Source organism: Streptomyces sp. NPDC127038 (assembly GCF_042725875.1).
In the GTDB taxonomy this organism is placed as follows: Bacteria; Actinomycetota; Actinomycetes; order Streptomycetales; family Streptomycetaceae; genus Streptomyces.
The window spans coordinates 186,464-203,571 of record NZ_JBHXDQ010000004.1 but is presented as its reverse complement, the minus strand read 5'-3'; the positions used below and the strand labels follow the sequence as shown (position 1 = coordinate 203,571).

General features: G+C 71.9%; 15 protein-coding genes. 8 read left to right on the top strand and 7 right to left on the bottom strand.

The window, feature by feature from the left end; translation table 11 throughout:
* Positions 1-164 precede the first annotated feature (164 nt).
* Both ACFWI4_RS04965 and ACFWI4_RS04960 read right to left on the bottom strand, forming a co-directional pair.
* Entirely contained in the window at positions 165-680 is a 516-nt protein-coding gene (locus tag ACFWI4_RS04965) for a hypothetical protein (RefSeq protein WP_385403350.1), read from the bottom strand.
* A gap of 135 nt (positions 681-815) precedes the next feature.
* Positions 816-1,364: a sigma-70 family RNA polymerase sigma factor gene (locus tag ACFWI4_RS04960; RefSeq protein WP_387191069.1), complete on the bottom strand. Its 549-nt coding sequence runs from the start codon at positions 1,362-1,364 to the stop codon at positions 816-818.
* A 274-nt stretch (positions 1,365-1,638) separates the two neighbouring features.
* On the opposite strand from ACFWI4_RS04960, the gene ACFWI4_RS04955 reads away from it, so the two are divergent.
* Positions 1,639-2,793: a CapA family protein gene (locus tag ACFWI4_RS04955; RefSeq protein WP_387191067.1), complete on the top strand. Its 1,155-nt coding sequence runs from the start codon at positions 1,639-1,641 to the stop codon at positions 2,791-2,793.
* Between the two features lie 30 nt (positions 2,794-2,823).
* Here the strand turns inward: ACFWI4_RS04955 and ACFWI4_RS04950 are convergent, their stop codons facing one another.
* Complete coding sequence (locus ACFWI4_RS04950) at positions 2,824-3,288, bottom strand: universal stress protein (RefSeq protein ID WP_387191065.1); 465 nt, start codon at positions 3,286-3,288, stop codon at positions 2,824-2,826.
* A gap of 101 nt (positions 3,289-3,389) precedes the next feature.
* Here ACFWI4_RS04950 and lysX point away from each other — a divergent pair, with 101 nt between their 5' ends.
* The gene (lysX, locus tag ACFWI4_RS04945; RefSeq protein WP_387191063.1) at positions 3,390-6,668 is read left to right on the top strand and encodes a bifunctional lysylphosphatidylglycerol synthetase/lysine--tRNA ligase LysX; all 3,279 of its coding nucleotides are present in this window, start codon (positions 3,390-3,392) and stop codon (positions 6,666-6,668) included.
* A gap of 80 nt (positions 6,669-6,748) precedes the next feature.
* Positions 6,749-7,594 (top strand): polysaccharide deacetylase family protein, encoded by an 846-nt coding sequence (locus ACFWI4_RS04940; RefSeq protein ID WP_385403363.1) that lies wholly within the window; start codon positions 6,749-6,751, stop codon positions 7,592-7,594.
* Between the two features lie 128 nt (positions 7,595-7,722).
* Here ACFWI4_RS04940 and ACFWI4_RS04935 read toward each other — a convergent pair whose 3' ends face one another.
* Entirely contained in the window at positions 7,723-8,385 is a 663-nt protein-coding gene (locus ACFWI4_RS04935; RefSeq protein ID WP_387191061.1) for a class F sortase, read from the bottom strand.
* Between the two features lie 331 nt (positions 8,386-8,716).
* On the opposite strand from ACFWI4_RS04935, the gene ACFWI4_RS04930 reads away from it, so the two are divergent.
* A complete protein-coding gene (locus ACFWI4_RS04930) occupies positions 8,717-9,208 on the top strand; it encodes a hypothetical protein (protein WP_037617845.1) in 492 nt (163 codons plus the stop codon).
* Positions 9,209-9,371: 163 nt separating this feature from the next.
* Here ACFWI4_RS04930 and ACFWI4_RS04925 read toward each other — a convergent pair whose 3' ends face one another.
* The 3 genes from ACFWI4_RS04925 to ACFWI4_RS04915 form a co-directional block, all read right to left on the bottom strand.
* On the bottom strand, positions 9,372-9,914 hold the full coding sequence (locus tag ACFWI4_RS04925; protein WP_385403369.1) for a hypothetical protein: 543 nt from the start codon (positions 9,912-9,914) through the stop codon (positions 9,372-9,374).
* 226 nt (positions 9,915-10,140) lie between these two features.
* Positions 10,141-10,905 (bottom strand): hypothetical protein, encoded by a 765-nt coding sequence (locus ACFWI4_RS04920; protein WP_387191058.1) that lies wholly within the window; start codon positions 10,903-10,905, stop codon positions 10,141-10,143.
* A 15-nt stretch (positions 10,906-10,920) separates the two neighbouring features.
* The gene (locus ACFWI4_RS04915) at positions 10,921-11,544 is read right to left on the bottom strand and encodes a hypothetical protein (RefSeq protein WP_387191056.1); all 624 of its coding nucleotides are present in this window, start codon (positions 11,542-11,544) and stop codon (positions 10,921-10,923) included.
* A 271-nt stretch (positions 11,545-11,815) separates the two neighbouring features.
* On the opposite strand from ACFWI4_RS04915, the gene ACFWI4_RS04910 reads away from it, so the two are divergent.
* The 4 genes from ACFWI4_RS04910 (at position 11,816) to ACFWI4_RS04895 (ending at position 17,093) form a co-directional block, all read left to right on the top strand.
* Entirely contained in the window at positions 11,816-12,757 is a 942-nt protein-coding gene (locus tag ACFWI4_RS04910; protein ID WP_387191054.1) for an SCO0930 family lipoprotein, read from the top strand.
* Between the two features lie 482 nt (positions 12,758-13,239).
* On the top strand, positions 13,240-14,052 hold the full coding sequence (locus ACFWI4_RS04905) for an SAM-dependent methyltransferase (protein WP_385403379.1): 813 nt from the start codon (positions 13,240-13,242) through the stop codon (positions 14,050-14,052).
* Entirely contained in the window at positions 14,049-16,184 is a 2,136-nt protein-coding gene (locus ACFWI4_RS04900; RefSeq protein WP_387191052.1) for a putative bifunctional diguanylate cyclase/phosphodiesterase, read from the top strand. The genes ACFWI4_RS04905 and ACFWI4_RS04900 overlap by 4 nt, the downstream gene beginning before the upstream one ends.
* Positions 16,185-16,313: 129 nt before the next feature.
* Positions 16,314-17,093, top strand: a complete 780-nt coding sequence (locus ACFWI4_RS04895; protein ID WP_387191050.1) for an SDR family NAD(P)-dependent oxidoreductase — start codon at positions 16,314-16,316, stop codon at positions 17,091-17,093.
* The last annotated feature ends 15 nt before the right edge of the window (positions 17,094-17,108 follow it).

Below are 17,108 nucleotides of genomic sequence, written 5' to 3'. Positions count from 1 at the left end.
CCACGGGTACGCATCAGACCGTCGAATCACTCAAGACTCGTCAGGAATCGGGGACAGGACATTCGGAGCGGGCGCGCTCGCGGATTGGTGCGAGCCCGGGAATTCTGTTCCCGGCGCGGCCGTGGCCGCCGCCGGGAGCGTTTCCGGCCAGGTCGCGGCGCCCGTCAGAAGAGGTGGATGGCCAGATGCCCGAGCGGAAGTCCCAGCCGCCAGGCCGCCGTCCACACCTTGGGGCCGTCGTCCTCGCCGGGCACGGAGCCGCCGCCGGGGACCGCGTCCAGGTCCGGAGCGAGCAGTTCCGTCTCCTCCAGCCAGCGCCAGGCGGCCGACGCGAGCCGCAGATCGGGATCGGGCGCGGCACGTCCGGTCGCCTCGGCCGCGCACAGTTCCAGCCGTTCGCGCACCCACGTGTGCCAGGGCTGGTCGTACGCCGTCAGCGAGAGCCAGGTCTCCAGCTGGGTGATGACCCGGATCCCGGAGAGTTCGCCGCCGCTGTCGGACAGGAAGATGGTCAGCGCGAGGGCGTCGCGCCCGGCGCGGAACTCGAAGGAGGTGGGCGGCATCAGGTCGCCCGTCCGCAGCAGTTCGTCGGCGATGTACTCGGCGTACAACCAGGCCATGGGGACGGTGAGTTCGCCCCCGCCGGTGCCGTCCGTGCTCTCTTGCCCTCTGTGCAGCATCCCTTCCTGCCTTCCTCCGGTGCGTGCGCGTCGCCCGACCCCGGGCCCCAGTCCGGAAAACGGATGAGGCAAGCTGATTGCTCAACCATGGTCCTCAGCAAGGCGCTTTACGAAGGTTTGACCAAGGCGTCGGTTTCAGCGCAGGTCGGCCGCGTATCCGGGAAGTACCCGGCGCAGGGCGCGCAGCGCGTAGTACGCGCGGGACTTCACCGTACCCGGTGGAATCCCCAGGGTGGCGGCGGCCTCGGCCACACTCGCCCCCTGGAAGTACACCAGCACCAGGACTTCACGGTGTTCGGGAGTGAGTGTCTTCACAGCCTCCCGCACATCCAGCGTCGCCGCCGACCGTTCGGCGTGATCGGCGCAGACGCGTGCGTGGTCGAGGACCGCGTCGGGGACCTCGGGGGGCCGTGCCTGCCGGGCGCGCCGCGCGTCGATGGCGAGCCGCCGCCCCACGGTGAGCAGCCAGGGCCGTACGGAGTCGAAGGCGTCGGCGCGCAGGGCCTCGGGGTGCTGCCAGGCCCGTACGAAGGTCTCCTGCACCAGGTCCTCGGCGCGCTGGCGGTCGCCGTCGCACAGGCGCAGCAGCAGGGCGAAGAGGGGGCGGCCGTGCTCGCGTTGCAGCGCGGCGAGCTCGTGCTCGGCGGTCGTCCTGGGGGTGATGGTGGTGGTTCCGGCCGTCATGGCGTGTATGTCAGCGCCCCGGACTCCGCGCGGACAGGCCGGGGACAGGGTCGTGCGCCGGGCGGTCGAAGCGCTCGGTGAACGGTGCGCCGAACGGTCGGCGGAGGGGGAGCGCCGCGTTCCGGGACACGGGGTTCGTACGACCGTTCCCCCCCCGTCATCCCGTCCGTGCACGCCGTACGGGTGAGCCGCGAGGGTGTCTCCTTGACTGCCGTCGGTCCGTACCTGTGGATTCGTTCTATTAGTAATTAAATGCGACCGCATGGGGCCTGGCATGATCACACGTGCGCGACAGATCCAACTGGCCCTCGCGGCCGCCGTCATCGGGGCCGCGTTGGTCACCCAGACCCACCACTCGACCGTGCGGCACCGCGAAGGACAGGCCGGCCCCGCCGCCGCCCGAGGCTTCACCCTCGTCGCCGGCGGCGACATCCTGCCGGACAGCTCGGTCCTGGAGCGGGCGGGCTCCGACGCGGGAGGCGCCGGATACGACTTCCGGCCCATGCTCGCGGCCGTCCGCCCCGCCGTCTCCGGCGCCGATCTGGCGCTCTGTCACCTGCGGACCGTGTACGACCCGGGCGACGACCGGGCCGGAACCTACGTCTTCAAGTCCCCGCCCCAGGTGGCCGACGGCCTCGCCGGCACCGGCTACGACTCCTGCTCCACCGCGTCCGGCCATGCCCTGGACGACGGCGCCGACGGCGTCAGGCGCACCCTGGACGCGCTGGACCGCGCCGGAGTGCGGCACACCGGATCGGCCCGCAGCGCACAGGAGTCGAGCGCGGTCACCCTGCTCCGGGCCGGCAGCGCCCGCGTCGCCCACCTCGCGTACACCGACGGCACCGGCGGCCTCCCGCTCCCGCCCGGCCAGTCCTGGACGGTCGCCGGTGCCGACCCCGACAGGATCGTCGCGGACGCCCGGGCCGCTCGCGCGGCCGGCGCCGACGTGGTCGTCGTCTCCCTCGACTGGGGCACCGAATGGCAGGACCAGCCGGACCGGAACCAGCTGAGCCTGGCCAGGCGGCTGACCGCCTCCCGCACCGGCGGGCGCCCCGACATCGACCTGATCGTCGGGACCCGCTCCCACGTCCCGCAGGCGTACGAGAAGGTCAACGGCACCTGGGTCGTCTACGGCACCGGCGACCAGATCGCCGGGGAGATGTACGACGACCAGGGCGTCCAGGACCCGCGCGGGGACCAGGGCACCCTCGGCCGCTTCACCTTCTCCCCGCCCGCGCGGCCGTCGCGGCGGTGGGAGGTGACGAAGGCCGAGTTCATCCCGCTGGCCTTCGACCTCGACGCGGGCCGGGTCGTCGACCTGAACGCGGCGCTGGAGCAGGGCGCCGCCGTCGGCGCCGTGCGCGACCGGATCCGCGACGTCGTCCTCGGCAGGGGAGCGGGCCGCGCCGGACTGGCCATGACCCGGTGACGGGCGAACGGGGCCGCCCCCGACGCGTGGCTACGGCACGACGGTGACGGGCCAGCGGCCCGCCTTCACCAGGCGGATCGCCACCGATCCGACGATCCGGTGCCCGGCCTGCTCGGAGGCCCCGACCACCACCGCGTCCGCCTTCAGTTCGTCCGCGGCGGTGACCAGACCGTTGTAGGGGTCACCGCGGAAGGTGTGGAACTCCCAGCGGACATCGAATATGTCCTTCACCCGCTCGGCGGCGTCACGGATGTACTGGATCAGATCCTCGGCGATCTCGTCGGTCGTCTCCGCGACCGGCACCCCGAGCGCGGCCCCCGCCGCCATCACCGGCTGGACGTAGACCACCGCCAGCAGCGCGCGCTGGCGCCGCGCCAGACCGCCGGCGTAGGCCGCGGCACGCAGTGAGGACTCGGAGCCGTCCACCCCGACGACGATGACCTTGGGACCGTCCGTCCCGCGTTCGAACCGATGCGCGTGCTGCTCTTCCGTCACGGCTGCGAGGCTATCGGAACCCGCAGGTCGCCCGGCCGCGGGGGAGCGGCGGAGATCCGCTCGACGGGCGCGCCACCGCCGCTCTTCCTACAGTCGGAACCATGAGTGCCACCGTGGAGGCCCGCCCGCCGAAGACCGCCAGCGGCCCGCCACGGCCGCCCAGGACCGGCTTCCTCAGCAAGGTGCCCGAAGGCTTCGCCACCTTCTTCGCCTTCATCGGCCTGCTCTGCACCCTGCTCGCCTTCATCCCCCCGGTGCGCGCGGTGCTGCGGCCGGTCGTGCGCTTCCTCGACCTGCTGATCATCCCCGTCAGTGCCAACCTCGCGTACGCCGTCTTCCTCTTCCTGCTCGCCGCCGCGACGGCCGCCCGCAAGAAGATCGCCTGGTGGCTGGTGGTCGTCTACCTCGGCCTGCTCGTCCTGACCGACGCCCTCGGGGTCGCCGTCGGCCTCTACGCCGCCTCCATCCCCTCGCTGGTCGTCTGCGGGCTCCTGCTCGCGCTGCTGATCGTGGCCCGCCGCGAGTTCTACGCCGACTCGCGCCGCGCCGCCGTACGCCGCGCCCTGCTCGTCCTGGTCGCCGGGCTCGTCGTGGCGATCCTCCTCGGCTGGGGCCTGGTCGCTCTGTTCCCCGGCACCCTGGTGGAGGGCCAGCGGCTGCTGTGGGCCGCCAACCGGGTCTGCGGCGGACTCGTCTCGGGACGCTCCTTCGACGGCCGTCCGCCGCACTGGCTGTTCTTCGTCCTCGGCCTCTTCGGCGCCCTGGCCCTGCTCAACGCCGCCGCCACGCTCTTCCGCTCCCAGCGCCTGGTCGCGGCCCTGCACGGTGACGAGGAGTCACGGATCCGCGCCCTCCTCCAGGCGTACGGCGGGGAGGACTCCCTCGGCTACTTCGCCACCCGCCGCGACAAGGCCGTCGTCTTCTCGCCCAGCGGCAAGGCGGCCGTCACCTACCGCGTCGAGGCCGGAGTGTGCCTGGCCAGCGGTGACCCGGTCGGCGACCGGGAGGCCTGGCCGCACGCGATCGCCGCCTGGCTCGACATCGCCCGCCGCTACGCCTGGGCGCCCGCCGTCATGGGCGCCTCGGAGGAGGGCGCCAAGGCGTTCGCGCGCTCCGGGCTCGGCGCCCTCCAGCTCGGTGACGAGGCGATCCTGAACGTCGCCGGCTTCGACCTGTCCGGCCGCGACATGCGCGTCACCCGGCAGGCCGTCAACCGCGTCAGACGCTCCGGCGCCACCTGCCGGGTCCGCCGCCACTCCACCCTCTCCGACAGCGAGATGGAGGAGATCGTGCGCCGCGCGGACGCCTGGCGCGACACCGAGACCGAGCGCGGCTTCTCGATGGCCCTGGACCGGCTCGGCGACCCGGAGGACGGCGACTGCCTGCTCGTCGAGGCGACGGGGTCCGACGGCAAGCTCCTCGCCCTGCTCTCCTTCGTACCCTGGGGCCGCGACGGCATCTCCCTCGACCTCATGCGCCGCGACCGCAGCGCGCCCAACGGCGTCATGGAGTTCATGGTCGCGGAGGTCTGCGCGGTCGCCGGCAAGTTCGGGGTCCGGCGCATCTCCCTCAACTTCGCCGTGTTCCGCTCGGTCTTCGAGGAGGGCGCCCGCATCGGCGCCGGACCGGTGCTCAGACTCTGGCGCAGGCTGCTGCTGTTCTTCTCCCGCTGGTGGCAGCTGGAGGCCCTCTACCGGTCCAACGCCAAGTACCACCCGGAGTGGTACCCGCGCTTCATCTGCTACGGCGACACCGGCGCCCTCGCCCGCATCGGCCTGGCGTCCGCCATCGCCGAGGGCTTCGTCTCCGTGCCCTCGCTGCGCAGCCTGTGGGGCAAGGGACACGCGAAGGGCGCCCCCGCGCCCGCCTCGACCGCGGGCCTGCCCTCGCTCGCGGCCCTCGGTCTCGACGCCGAGGGCGCGGCCCGCGCGGACGACCCCACCACCGGGCTGCCCGACCAGGTCCGGGTGCGGCACCGCAAGCTCGACCGGCTGCGCGCCGAGGGCACCGACCCCTACCCGGTCGGCATCCCGCCGCGCACCCGTCTCCTGGCCGAGGTCCGCGGCGGCGAGGACGTGACCGTCGCCGGACGCGTGATGCTCGTACGCGACTTCGGCGGGATCCTCTTCGCCGTGCTGCGCGACTGGTCGGGCGACCTCCAGATCGCCCTCACCCGAACGGAGTCGGGCGAGGCGCTCGACCGCTTCCGGCAGGTGATCGACATCGGCGACCACATCAGCGCCGACGGTCTTGCGGGCGCGAGCGACTCCGGCGAACCCACGGTGTTCGTCACCGCCTGGCTGCTCACCGCCAAGTGCCTCCACCCGCTCCCCGACAAGCGCAAGGGACTCGCCGACCCCGAGGCGAAGGTCCGCCGCCGCTACCTCGACCTCGTGTCCAGCCCCGCCGCCCGCGACGTCGTGCGCGCCCGCTCCACGGCCGTCCAGGCCCTGCGCCAGGGGCTGCTCGACCGCGGCTACCTGGAGGTCGAGACCCCGATGCTCCAGCAGATCCACGGCGGGGCCAACGCGCGTCCCTTCACCACCCACATCAACGCCTACGACCTGGACCTCTATCTGCGCATCGCGCCCGAGCTCTACCTCAAACGGCTGTGCGTCGGCGGCATGGAGAAGGTCTTCGAACTGGGCCGCACCTTCCGCAACGAGGGCGTCTCCTACAAGCACAACCCCGAGTTCACGATGCTGGAGGCGTACCAGGCCTTCGCGGACTACGACGTGATGCTCGACCTCGTCCGCGAGCTGATCCAGGGCGCCGCGACCGCCGCGTTCGGCTCACCGGTCGCCCGCAAGGACGGGGTCGAGCACGACATCTCCGGGGAGTGGCCGGTCAAGACGGTGTACGGAGCGGTCTCCGAGGCCCTGGGCGACGAGATCGACGCCGACACGAGCCTGGAGAGGCTGCTGCGGCTGTGCGACCGCGCGGGCGTTCCGTACACGCCGGACGACGGGCGCGGTGACGTCGTCCTGGAGATGTACGAACGTCTGGTCGAGGAGAGGACCGGGCTGCCCACGTTCTACAAGGACTTCCCCACCGACGTCTCCCCGCTGACCCGGCAGCACCGCAGGGACCCGCGGCTCGCGGAACGCTGGGACCTCGTCGCGTTCGGCACGGAACTGGGCACCGCCTATTCGGAGTTGACCGACCCGGTGGAGCAGCGCCGCCGGCTCACCGAGCAGTCCCTGCTGGCCGCCGGGGGAGACCCCGAGGCGATGGAGCTGGACGAGGACTTCCTCGACGCCCTGGAGTACGCGATGCCGCCCACCGGCGGACTCGGGATCGGCGTCGACCGGCTCGTCATGTTCCTCACCGGTCTGACGATCCGCGAGACGCTGCCGTTCCCGCTGGTGCGCCGCCGCTGACTGGGCCGGGCGGGTGCATTCATGAGCCCCTACCGGTGGTGCTCGGCGTGGAGGCCCTTCGGCCGGGTGACTGATTAATCATGAAAAAGGATCAGCTGATTACCCGACGCCGGGCGTTGATCGCCGGCGCCGCTGTCCTGGGGGCGGCCGGAGCCGCGGGCACCACCCGCTTCCTGACCGCCGGTCAGGCCGCGGAACCGGCGCGGAGCCTCCCGCTCGCCGGCCCGCCGGCCTCACGGGCCCTCAAGCCCTCCGCGTACCGTCTCCAGCCGCTCGCCGGATACGGCCCGCCGCCGCGCGGCACCCAGCTGCGCACCCTCGTCCGGAACGAGCCCTTCATGCGGGTCTCGGGCCACGGCCGCACGATGGTCCTGTCCTTCGACGACGGCCCCGACCCGCACTACACCCCGGAGATCCTGCGCGCCCTGCGCGAGTACGACGTCCACGCCATGTTCTTCGTGTGCGGGGAGATGGCCGCCGACAACAAGGACCTGCTGGGAGTCATGGCCGACGACGGGCACATCGTCGGCAACCACACCTGGAGCCATCCGCTGCTCACCAAGCTCTCGCGCTCCGCGATCCGCTCCGAGATGGAGCGCACCAGCGACGTGATCGCGGACGCCTACGGTGAGCCGCCCGCCTGGTTCCGCGCGCCGTACGGGGAGTGGAACCGCGCGGTCTACCAGATCGGCGCCGAACTCGGCATGGAGCCGATGGCGTGGACGATCGACACGCTCGACTGGTCGAGGCCCGGCACCCGCTCGATCGTCGGCACCGTCCAGAAGGAGGCGGCCCCGGGCGTCGTGGTCCTCCAGCACGACGCGGGCGGCGACCGCTCGCAGAGCGTCCAGGCGCTGCGCACCTATCTCCCGCGCCTCCTGGACGCCGGGTACCACATCACGGTGCCGCACCGGAAGAACGTGTAGAACCGGAGGAAAGCGCAGAACCGGAAAGGCCCCGCGCACGGTGTGTCGCGGGGCTTTCGGCCGGAGCCGCCGGCGGGAGGCGCGGTGCCTCACCGACCGGCTTTTCGCGTGCCCGGGCCGGGTGACGTTCAGCGCACCTCGGAAAGGCGCGCGAAGACCACCACGTTCCCGTCGTAACCGTGCTGCTTGGAGAAACCGCCGCCGCAGGTGATGACCCGCAATTCGGGCGTCCCCTTGCTGTTGTACACACGGTCGCCGGGGAAATCGGCCTTCGCGAAGACCTCGATGCCGTAGATCTCGAACACCGCGGTCTTTCCGTCCTTGCGCAGGACCTCGACCTTGTTCCCCTTCTTGAGCGCCCCGAGCCCGTAGAAGACGGCGGGGCCCTGCATGTTGTCGACATGGCCCACGATCACGGCCGTGCCCTTCTCGCCGGGCGAGACCGCGCCGGTGAACCACCCGGCGAGGTTCGGGTCGTCGGGCGGCGGCGCGTCGACCCAGCCGTCCAGGTCCAGGCCCACCGGCATCACCGGGGCGTCGACACGGATGGCCGGGATCCGCACCCGGTCGACCACGGAGTAAGGCAGTGCGGCCGGAACCTTGGAGATCGTGCCGACCGGCGAGCGGCTGTCCGCCGCGGCCGCCGAGGCGGGCTGCGGGGGGCCCGTGTCGAACTCGCCGGAACCGTTCCGGATGAGTGCGAGGCCGGTCAGCAGGACAAGCGCTATCACGCCCCAGGGAGCGCGCTTCCTCTGCCGCTCCTCCTCTTCGGCCAGCTCGGACGCAGACATTGGCATTCCCCTCTCGACGCGGCCGTCGCCTCGTCATCCGCGCATATGAGCACGCTAATGGCAGCAAAGCCGCCCTGCGACGGGGCGCGGGCGAACGGGTGGCGCGGGGAATGGCCCGTGCGCCATCCGAGTTGCCGTGACCAGGAATTTTCTGACAGTCCGTGACCTGCGGCAATATCCGATTGTGCGGAATTCTCTCGGCGTGTCCTCTCACCAGGACGGACCATTCCCGAAATGCGGCCCCGTGCACGGCATCTGAGGGTCTGACTGGGAGGCGCTTTCTCGCCGATCCACCGGGGACGGTTCCCGGGGCGCCCCCGCGGAGGAACACATGCGTACTACTCGTGCCCTGGCGGTGTCCGCCGCCGCGGTCGCCGCCGTGGGGCTCGCCGCCCCGATGGCCGCGGCGTGGAACACGCCGAGCAACATCGTCGCCCAGCCCAGCGTCATCGCCCGCGGCGGTCAGCTGACCGTGACCGTCGACGGGTGCCCGAGGGGAGGCACGATGACCTCTCCCGCGTTCCGTCAGGCGAGACTCTCGCCGCTCCTGGGCAGCCGCACCGAGGCGTCCAGCGGAACGGCCACCATCAACCAGGACGCCCGTCCCGGTTCGTACGACATCACCGTCAACTGCGAGGGGACGGGTCCGCTGACCCGCCCGGCCGCCTTCACCGTCATCGGCGGTGTCCGCGGTGGTCTCGGCGGCAGCAGCACCACCGGCGCCACGCCCACCGACATGGCGATCGGCGGGGGCCTGGTGGCCGCCGCGGCCGTCGGCGGCGGGGTGTTCTGGATGCGGCGCAGGTCGGAGCGGCACATCTGACCCTCTCCGCCGGTGAGCGGCCGGTCCCGCCCTCTTCGGAGGCAGGCCGCCCGCCGCGCGCGGCGCACGTGACAGCCCTTCGCTCCGGACCCGCCCGACCGGATCCGGGGTGAAGGGCTGTGCCGCTCCGTCAGGGGCCGGGCCGGAGGGCTGTGCCGCCCGGTCAGGTCTCGTCGGAGGAGGTGCGCCGGCGGGACAGGTACCAGGCGGCGCCGACGGAACCGGCGATCAGCGCCGTTCCCATCCCGATCTCCTTGAGGTCGAAGCCGCCGACGCTGCCGCCGACACCGGCCCGCACGCCCCGCTGGAGGGGGACGGGGGTCGGGTTGACCGGCCGGCCCCCGGCGATGGTCAGTCCGGTGCTGCCGCTCGCCCCGCCGCACGAGAACGTCACGTCGTACACGGCCCCGGGTCTGGCGTCCCAGTCGACCATGGCGGTGGCCGAGGACTGCCCCGGCGGGATGGTGACGGTGTCGAAGACCCCGGAGGTGACCGTCGCGGTCCCCCTGCACCCGCCGTCCCGCTTCAGCAGCAGCGACACCTGGCCGCCCGCGGCGATCGTCGACGGCTGCACGCTGAAGGCGAACGGGGTGATCGGGGTGAGTCCGTGGTCGCCGTCCCCGTCACCGGCGACGGCGGCGGGTGCGGCGAAGGTCAGGGCGGCTACGCCCAGCAGTGCGGCCGAAGCGACGCGTATCGCGCGCATGGTGAGCCTCCAGGTCCCCGAGGAGCCTTGCTGCGGAACTCTTCCGCTTGCGCCAGAAATGCACCTCGATGATCGAAACGCTAGGAAAGGCCCGGCAGGCGCGCGATCCCAGTAGCGCGAACGGGGCAATGGCGTGGGCCGTCCGGGGGACGTGGCGCGTGCGGACGGGGGACGCGCACGGCGTGGCGCGCCCGTCCCCCGCCCGCGGGCCCGACCCGGGAGCGGGTCAGCCGGGAATGTGCGGGAACAGCGAGGTGAAGGGTTCCGCCGACGCCGTGATCCCGCGGCTGTAGGGCGAGTCGAAGTCCCAGATCAGGAAGAGCAGGAACGCGATCAGGGCGGAGAACAGCCCGGCCAGCACCAGCTCCCGGGCGGTGCGCCGGATCTGGAGCGCGAAGATCATCCCGACGGTGACCACGGCGCCGGTGATCAGTCCGAACCACACCACCCCCGGCATGGTGGCCCCGGTGGAGTCGGCGCGGGCGCTGCGCGCGGTGTCCGCCGCCGTCACCTGGTCGAGGAGCGGCTGGTAGGCCTGGGCCTCGAAGTCCGACTTCGGCTGATAATCGGTGACGTCGTGCCGGACGCGGTCGAGGAGCCGGCCGCCCTCCTCGGTCACCCGGCCGTGCTCGGCCATGGTCTTCCACTCGGTGTTCACCACGTACTGGACGTAGGTGTCGACGTCACCGCGGATCCGGTCGCGGACGTCCGGCGGGTAGACGCGTACGCGTTCGTAGATCTCGTGCAGGGCCTGGGCCTCCGACTGCACCTGGTCCTGGGCGCCGCCGCGGGCCTCCCAGACCCCGGCGATGGCCAGGCCGAGGACGATGGCGTACACCACCCCGATCATCATCGTCATGTACTCGATGACGTCCGGTGTCTCGGTGGGGTCCTCGTCCTCACGGGCCCTGCGATGGCGTACGAGGGTCACGGCGAGCACCACGAGGCACGCGGCCGCCATCGCGAGGGCGAGAACAAGCCAATCCGACAAGGTGTGCCTCCAGGGTCAGCGCGGGCGCAGCGCGGCGACGGCGAGCACCGCGGGCGCGGTGATGAGCAGGGTGAACGAGACGAGCGACGGACCGCCGCGGGGCGCGTGCTTGTGCGGCGGGGTGCGGTACGCCGGATAGCTGACCGGGACCGGCCGCGGAGCGGGACGTGCCTTCGGAGGCGGTGGCGGTGGAGGTTTCGGCGCGGGTCTCGGTGCCACGACCGGAGCCGGCCGCGGCGGCAGGGGCTTCGGCTTCGGGGGTGGCGGTGGCGGAGGCGGCGGGGGCGGCGGCGCGGGCTTCGGCGCGTGGGTGGGCGGAGGGGGCGGGGTCGGCTTGGGTTCGGGCTTCGGTTTCGGAGGCGGCGGCGGTGGCGTTGGTGGGGGCGGAGTCGGCGTGGGCGTCGGCGGGCAGGGCGGGGTCGGGGGCGGGCACTGGATGGTGTGCCCGGCGACGGCGACCGCTCCGTCGCCCGCGACGGCCACCGCGGTGATCCCGTCGCCGTCCGGGCCCGTGGAGGCGTAGGCGCAGGCGTCGGCCGCGGCCGTTCCGCCCGGCGCGCCGGCCAGGAACCAGACGAGCGCCGTCAGCGCCAGTACCCGTATGACGAGGGCGGACCGGGTCCGCTGGGGTGCGTGCACGACGGAGATCATGGGGCGCGGCGGGCCGGGTCACGCCGAAGTGTCCTGGATTCGCCACGAATTGGGTACCTGCGCCCCCCGGTGGCTGACGCCCGCGGACGGGAAGCGGGGATCCTGGTCGAACAGGTGAGCGATGCGCGTCGAACGTGTCACAGCCTTCCGAAAGAATTTTGGGGCCCCTTTGAACGCTCCCGTACCTCTCGCCCGTACCTAGGGCCATGCGCGGCGCCGCAGGGCGCTGCAACACTTATGCGAACAGCGGGAGTTACCAATGAAGACCTCCTGGCGGAGCGCCTCACTCGTAGCGTCAGCTGCGGCCGTGCTGGCGCTCACGACGGCGTGTGGTCAGGAAAGTGGCACCCCTTCGACGGGTACCCAGAACGTCGGGGCCACCGCTGCCGCGGGCGGCTACGGGACCAGCCCCAGCGCGGGGGCGGGCAACGGCTACGGAGCCGATTCCCAGAGTGCCGCCGCCAAGCCGGAGGCCGCGGGCAAGCTCACCGTGACCGAGAGCGTCAAGCTCGGCAAGGTGCTCACCGACGGCGCCGGATTCACCCTCTACCGCTTCGACAAGGACACCGCCGAGCCGCCGAAGTCGAGCTGTGACGGCGCCTGCGCGACCGCCTGGCCGCCCGTGCCCGCCGCGGGCGCCGAGGCCGCCACCGGTGTCGACAAGGCCCTGCTCGGCGAGGTCACCCGTTCCGACGGCACCAAGCAGCTGACCATCGGCGGCTGGCCCATGTACCGCTTCGCCAAGGACACCAAGGCGGGCGACGTCAACGGCCAGAACGTGGGCGGCACTTGGTTCGCCTCGGCGCCCGACGGCAAGAAGGCCACGCTGGCCGCCCTGCCCGGTCTGTCGGTCCGCAAGGACCCGAAGCTCGGCGACATCGTCGTCGACAAGAACGGCATGACGGTCTACCGCTTCATGAAGGACCAGGCCTGGCCCGTCTCCAAGTCGGCCTGCACGGGCGCCTGCCTGGAGAAGTGGCCCGTGGTCGCCCCCGTTCCGGCGAGCGACACCAAGGGCGTCCAGAAGAAGGGCCTGATGGGCTTCACCCGCCCGGACGGCATCAAGCAGATGACGGTCAACTGCTGGCCGATCTACACCTTCTCCGGTGACTCCGCTCCCGGCGACACCAACGGTCAGGGCGTGGGCGGCACCTGGTACGCCGTCTCGCCCGACGGAAAGCCGGTCGGCGCCGCCAAGTAGGGCGTCGACACCCCACGGTCGACCCGCTCGCCCGAACGAACGCGCCGCCAAGGGTCCGCCCCCTCCGCCGGAGGGGGCGGACCCTTCGCGCGTCCCGGTGCGGGCCGGAGGTGGAAGCGTCCCGGTGCGGGGCCGGGTGGGGCTCCGTACGCCCGGTGGGTGACCGAAGCATTCCGGCCGTCGCCGGAACGTGAAAGATCCGGCCCGTTGCCCGGATGTGAAAGAACGTCCCTGCGTGACGGACGACTTCGCCACGCTTCGTGACCCGGCGGAGCTTTTTGGAATGCTTCGGAACGATTTCGCAAGGGCGGTGAGTGGCGTGCGCGGTATACGTTCGCAGTTGCCAATTCGGCACGTGCCTGAGGCAGTGACCGGGAACGGACGGTCAATTTCCGGTTTGACTCGCTCCTTTGGCGGGCGATCAGTAGCCTCTGCTCGAACACCGGATCGTCCGTGCCGTCGCCTACGCCTTGGAGAGATAGATGGAGCGTCCCGCCTGGGCCCCTCGCAGCATTGACATCTCAGTGCCGAGCGTGTCCCGGATATACGACTACTACCTGGGCGGTTCGCACAACTTCGAGGTGGATCGGGAAGCGGCGCGCAAGGCGATGGAGTTCATGCCGGGCCTTCCCAAGGTCATGCAGGCGAACCGGGCGTTCATGCGCCGGGCCGTCCGGCACGCGGCTGGCGAGGGCATCGACCAGTTCCTCGACATCGGCTCCGGAATCCCGACGTTCGGCAACGTCCACGAGATAGCCCAGGCGGCCCGGCCCGGCGCACGGGTCGTCTACGTCGACCACGACCCCGTTGCCGTCGCACACAGCCAGGCCGTCCTGCGGGACAACGAGGACGCGGACGTCGTCGCCGCGGACCTGCTCAAGCCGCAGGAGATCCTCGCGAGCCACCCGGTTCAGCGGCTGATCGACCTGAACCGGCCGGTCGCGCTGCTTCTCGTTGCCATACTTCACTTCGTGGAAGACGCGGACGACCCGTACCGGGCGGTGGCCGAACTGCGCGACGCCCTCGCGCCGGGAAGCATGCTCGTCGTCACGCATGCCTCGTTCGAGGGAATTCCGCTCCCGCGGGAGCAGGCCGAGGGCACGGTCGACGTCTACAAGGACATCCGCAACCCACTGATCATGCGCACGCGCGACGAGATCGCGCGGTTCTTCGAGGGGTACGACATGGTGGAACCCGGACTGGTGCCGATGCCGGAATGGCGGCCCGACACGGCACCCGAGGACGAGGATCCCTATTCCTTCTCCGGGTTCGGCGGCGTGGGACGCACGGCGTGAGCGCCGAGCCGGACGGGCCGGAGGACAGACTCCGCCGGTTCGCGACGATCTGGAGCCGTGCGGTCTTTCCCGTCACCTCCACCTCGCTGACCCGGCCGGAGTTCGAGGAACAACTGCTGCCGCTCGCACGGCGGCTGAGCGACGCCCTGCGGGCCAGGACCTTCGAGGCGGCCGAGGGGCGCCGTGTCGGAGCCGCGCTGGTCGCCGCGCACTGCACCGACCCCGAGGCCCTCAGCAGGGCCCTCGACTGCGTCGACGCCTACCTGGTGCTCTACTGCGGCGAGGACGGCCCCAAGGAGGCGCTGCGGACCCGCTCCGTCCGGCTCCAGCACGCCATGGCCGCCGGCTACGCCGAGGCCCTGCGCGAGCGCACGCTCGCCGAGCAACAGGCCATCTCGGAGGCCGCGTTGACCGCGCGGAGCACGGTGGCCGAGGCGCTGCACGACAGTGAGGCCCGCTTCCGCGCGGTGTTCGAGGGTGCCGCCATAGGCATCGGCATCGCCGACCTGGACGGCAACATCCTCCAGGTCAACGGAGCCCTGCTGCGGATGTTCGGCGGCTCCGAACAGACCATGCGCCTGCGCCCGGTCCACGAATGGACGCACGCCGAGGACGCTCCTCAAGTGTGGCGGCTGTACGAGGAGTTGGTACGCGGCGAGCGCGAGCACTACCACGTCGAGAAGGCGTTCTACCGCCCCGACGGCACCGCCCTGTGGACCAATCTCACGGTCTCCCTCCTCCGCGACGCGGACGGCGAGCCCCAGTACCAGCTGGCGCTCATGGAGGACACCACCGAGCGGCGGCTGCTCAATCTGCGGCTGCGCTACGAGGCGACCCACGACGCGCTCACCGGACTGCCCAACCGGACCCTGTTCTTCGAGCGTCTGGAGAAGGCGCTGGCCGCGGGGGACGGGCAGCGCTTCGGACTCTGCTATCTCGACCTCGACGGCTTCAAGACCATCAACGACAGCCTCGGGCACGCGGCGGGCGACCGGCTGCTTGTCGAGGTCGCCGACCGCCTCCAGTCCTGTGCCACGGCACCCGGGGAGATGGTCGCCCGGCTCGGCGGCGACGAGTTCGTGGCCCTCACCACCGGCCCCGACACCGAGCGCGAGGTCGACGAGCTGGCCGGGCGCATCATGAACGCGCTCGTCACCCCGATCAGCATCGACGGCCGCGACCTGACCGTGCGCGGCAGCGTCGGCATCGTCGAGGGCCCGGCCGGGGAGCGCGGCGCCGCCGAGGTGCTGCGCAGCGCCGACATCACGATGTACCGGGCCAAGTCCGCCGGCGGCAACCGCTTCGAGCTCGCCGACCCCGAGGCCGACGCCCGCGCCATCACCCGCAACGGGCTCACCACCGCGCTGCCCGCCGCCCTGGACCGGGGCGAGTTCTTCATCGAGTACCAGCCCCTGGTGCACCTCGGCGACGGCAGCGTGCGCGGCGCGGAGGCGCTGGTGCGCTGGCTGCACCCGCAGCACGGCGTTCTCGGACCCGACCGCTTCATCCCGCTCGCCGAGCACACCGGACTGATCGTGCCGCTCGGCCGCTGGGTCCTGGAACAGTCGGTGCGCCAGGCCCGCAGCTGGCAGCAACGGCACTCGGGAGCCGGCCCGCTGCGCGTCAACGTCAACCTCTCGCCGTGCCAGCTCACCCATCCGGGACTGGTCCAGGACACGGTCGACATCCTGGAGCGTGAGGGCCTCGACGCCCAGGCGCTGTGCCTGGAGGTCACCGAGTCCGCGCTGATCGGCGCGGACGACGACCTGCTCAAACCGCTGCGCAGGCTGGCCGAGATGGGTGTCGACATCGCGCTCGACGACTTCGGCACCGGCTACTCGAACCTCGCCAACCTCCGCCGTCTGCCGGTCAGCATCCTCAAGCTGGACCGGTCCTTCACCCGGGGCATGCAGCAGTTCCCCGCGGACCCGGTCGACCTGAAGATCGTCGAGGGCATCGTCTCCCTCGCCCACAGCCTCGACCTCGCGGTCACGGTGGAGGGCGTGGAGACCGGCGCGCAGGCCGAGCAGCTGCGGATACTGGGCTGTGACACCGCACAGGGCTGGTACTACGCCCGTCCAGGACCGCCGGAGCGGCTGCACGAGCTGGCCCTGGTCGACGCGGTCGGCTGACGGCCCCGGCGGCGCCTCGCGGCGCCGGTGCGCCGCCGCGTCCCGGCGGCGCACCGGACGCCTCGCGCCCGCGGCCCTCCGTATGTCTCATGGAGCAGGAGGCACCTCCCACACATGGAGCTGAGGCGGATGAGCACCGAATTTCAGGGCCGGACGGCGGTCGTCACCGGAGCGAGCAAGGGGATCGGACTCGCGGTCACGGAGGCGCTGGCCGGCGCGGGGGCGACCGTGATCGCCGGCTCCCGCGGCACCTCCCTTGGCCTCGACGCCCTGGTGGGGAAGGGGAACGTGACCTGGGTTCCGGCCGACCTCGCCGAACCCGGGGACGCGACCAGGCTCGTGGAGGCGGCCGGCGGGCGGATCGACGTCCTGGTCAACAACGTGGGCGCGGCCCCCGCCCGTACCGGTGGGTTCCTCTCGGTCACCGACGACGACTGGCGGCGCACCCTGGACCTGAACCTGCTCACGGCCGTACGGGTCACCCGTGCGGCCCTGCCGGTGATGGTCGCCGCCGGGCAGGGTTCGATCGTGACCATCGGCTCGGTCAACGCCACCCTGCCGGACCCGCTGGTCATCGACTACAGCGCCGGCAAGGCGGCGCTGGTCGCCTTCTGCAAGGGGCTGTCCAAGGAGGTCGGCCCGAAGGGCATCCGCGTCAACACGGTGAGCCCGGGTCCGGTGGCGACCGATCTGTGGCTCGGCGGCGGGGGAGTGGCCGAGACGGTCTCGGCCGTCGTCGGGTCCAGCCCCGGCGACGTGGTCGCCCAGGCGTCGAGCGCGACCGTCACCGGCCGCTTCTCCGAGCCGTCCGAGGTGGCCGGCCTGGTCCTCTTCCTCGCCGGGGACCGCGCCCGCAACATCACCGGCAGCGACTTCGTCATCGACGGCGGCCTCATCCCGACCTGGTGAAGGGGGGCCGTCCGG

Coding starts and splice junctions, on each gene's coding strand:
- ACFWI4_RS04935 (WP_387191061.1), bottom strand. CDS start 8,385: ATGTCTGCGTCCGAGCTGGCCGAAGAGGAGGAGCGGCAGAGGAAGCGC.
- lysX (WP_387191063.1), top strand. CDS start 3,390: ATGAGTGCCACCGTGGAGGCCCGCCCGCCGAAGACCGCCAGCGGCCCG.
- ACFWI4_RS04930 (WP_037617845.1), top strand. CDS start 8,717: ATGCGTACTACTCGTGCCCTGGCGGTGTCCGCCGCCGCGGTCGCCGCC.
- ACFWI4_RS04925 (WP_385403369.1), bottom strand. CDS start 9,914: ATGCGCGCGATACGCGTCGCTTCGGCCGCACTGCTGGGCGTAGCCGCC.
- ACFWI4_RS04955 (WP_387191067.1), top strand. CDS start 1,639: ATGATCACACGTGCGCGACAGATCCAACTGGCCCTCGCGGCCGCCGTC.
- ACFWI4_RS04940 (WP_385403363.1), top strand. CDS start 6,749: ATGAAAAAGGATCAGCTGATTACCCGACGCCGGGCGTTGATCGCCGGC.
- ACFWI4_RS04965 (WP_385403350.1), bottom strand. CDS start 680: ATGCTGCACAGAGGGCAAGAGAGCACGGACGGCACCGGCGGGGGCGAA.
- ACFWI4_RS04960 (WP_387191069.1), bottom strand. CDS start 1,364: ATGACGGCCGGAACCACCACCATCACCCCCAGGACGACCGCCGAGCAC.
- ACFWI4_RS04895 (WP_387191050.1), top strand. CDS start 16,314: ATGAGCACCGAATTTCAGGGCCGGACGGCGGTCGTCACCGGAGCGAGC.
- ACFWI4_RS04905 (WP_385403379.1), top strand. CDS start 13,240: ATGGAGCGTCCCGCCTGGGCCCCTCGCAGCATTGACATCTCAGTGCCG.
- ACFWI4_RS04910 (WP_387191054.1), top strand. CDS start 11,816: ATGAAGACCTCCTGGCGGAGCGCCTCACTCGTAGCGTCAGCTGCGGCC.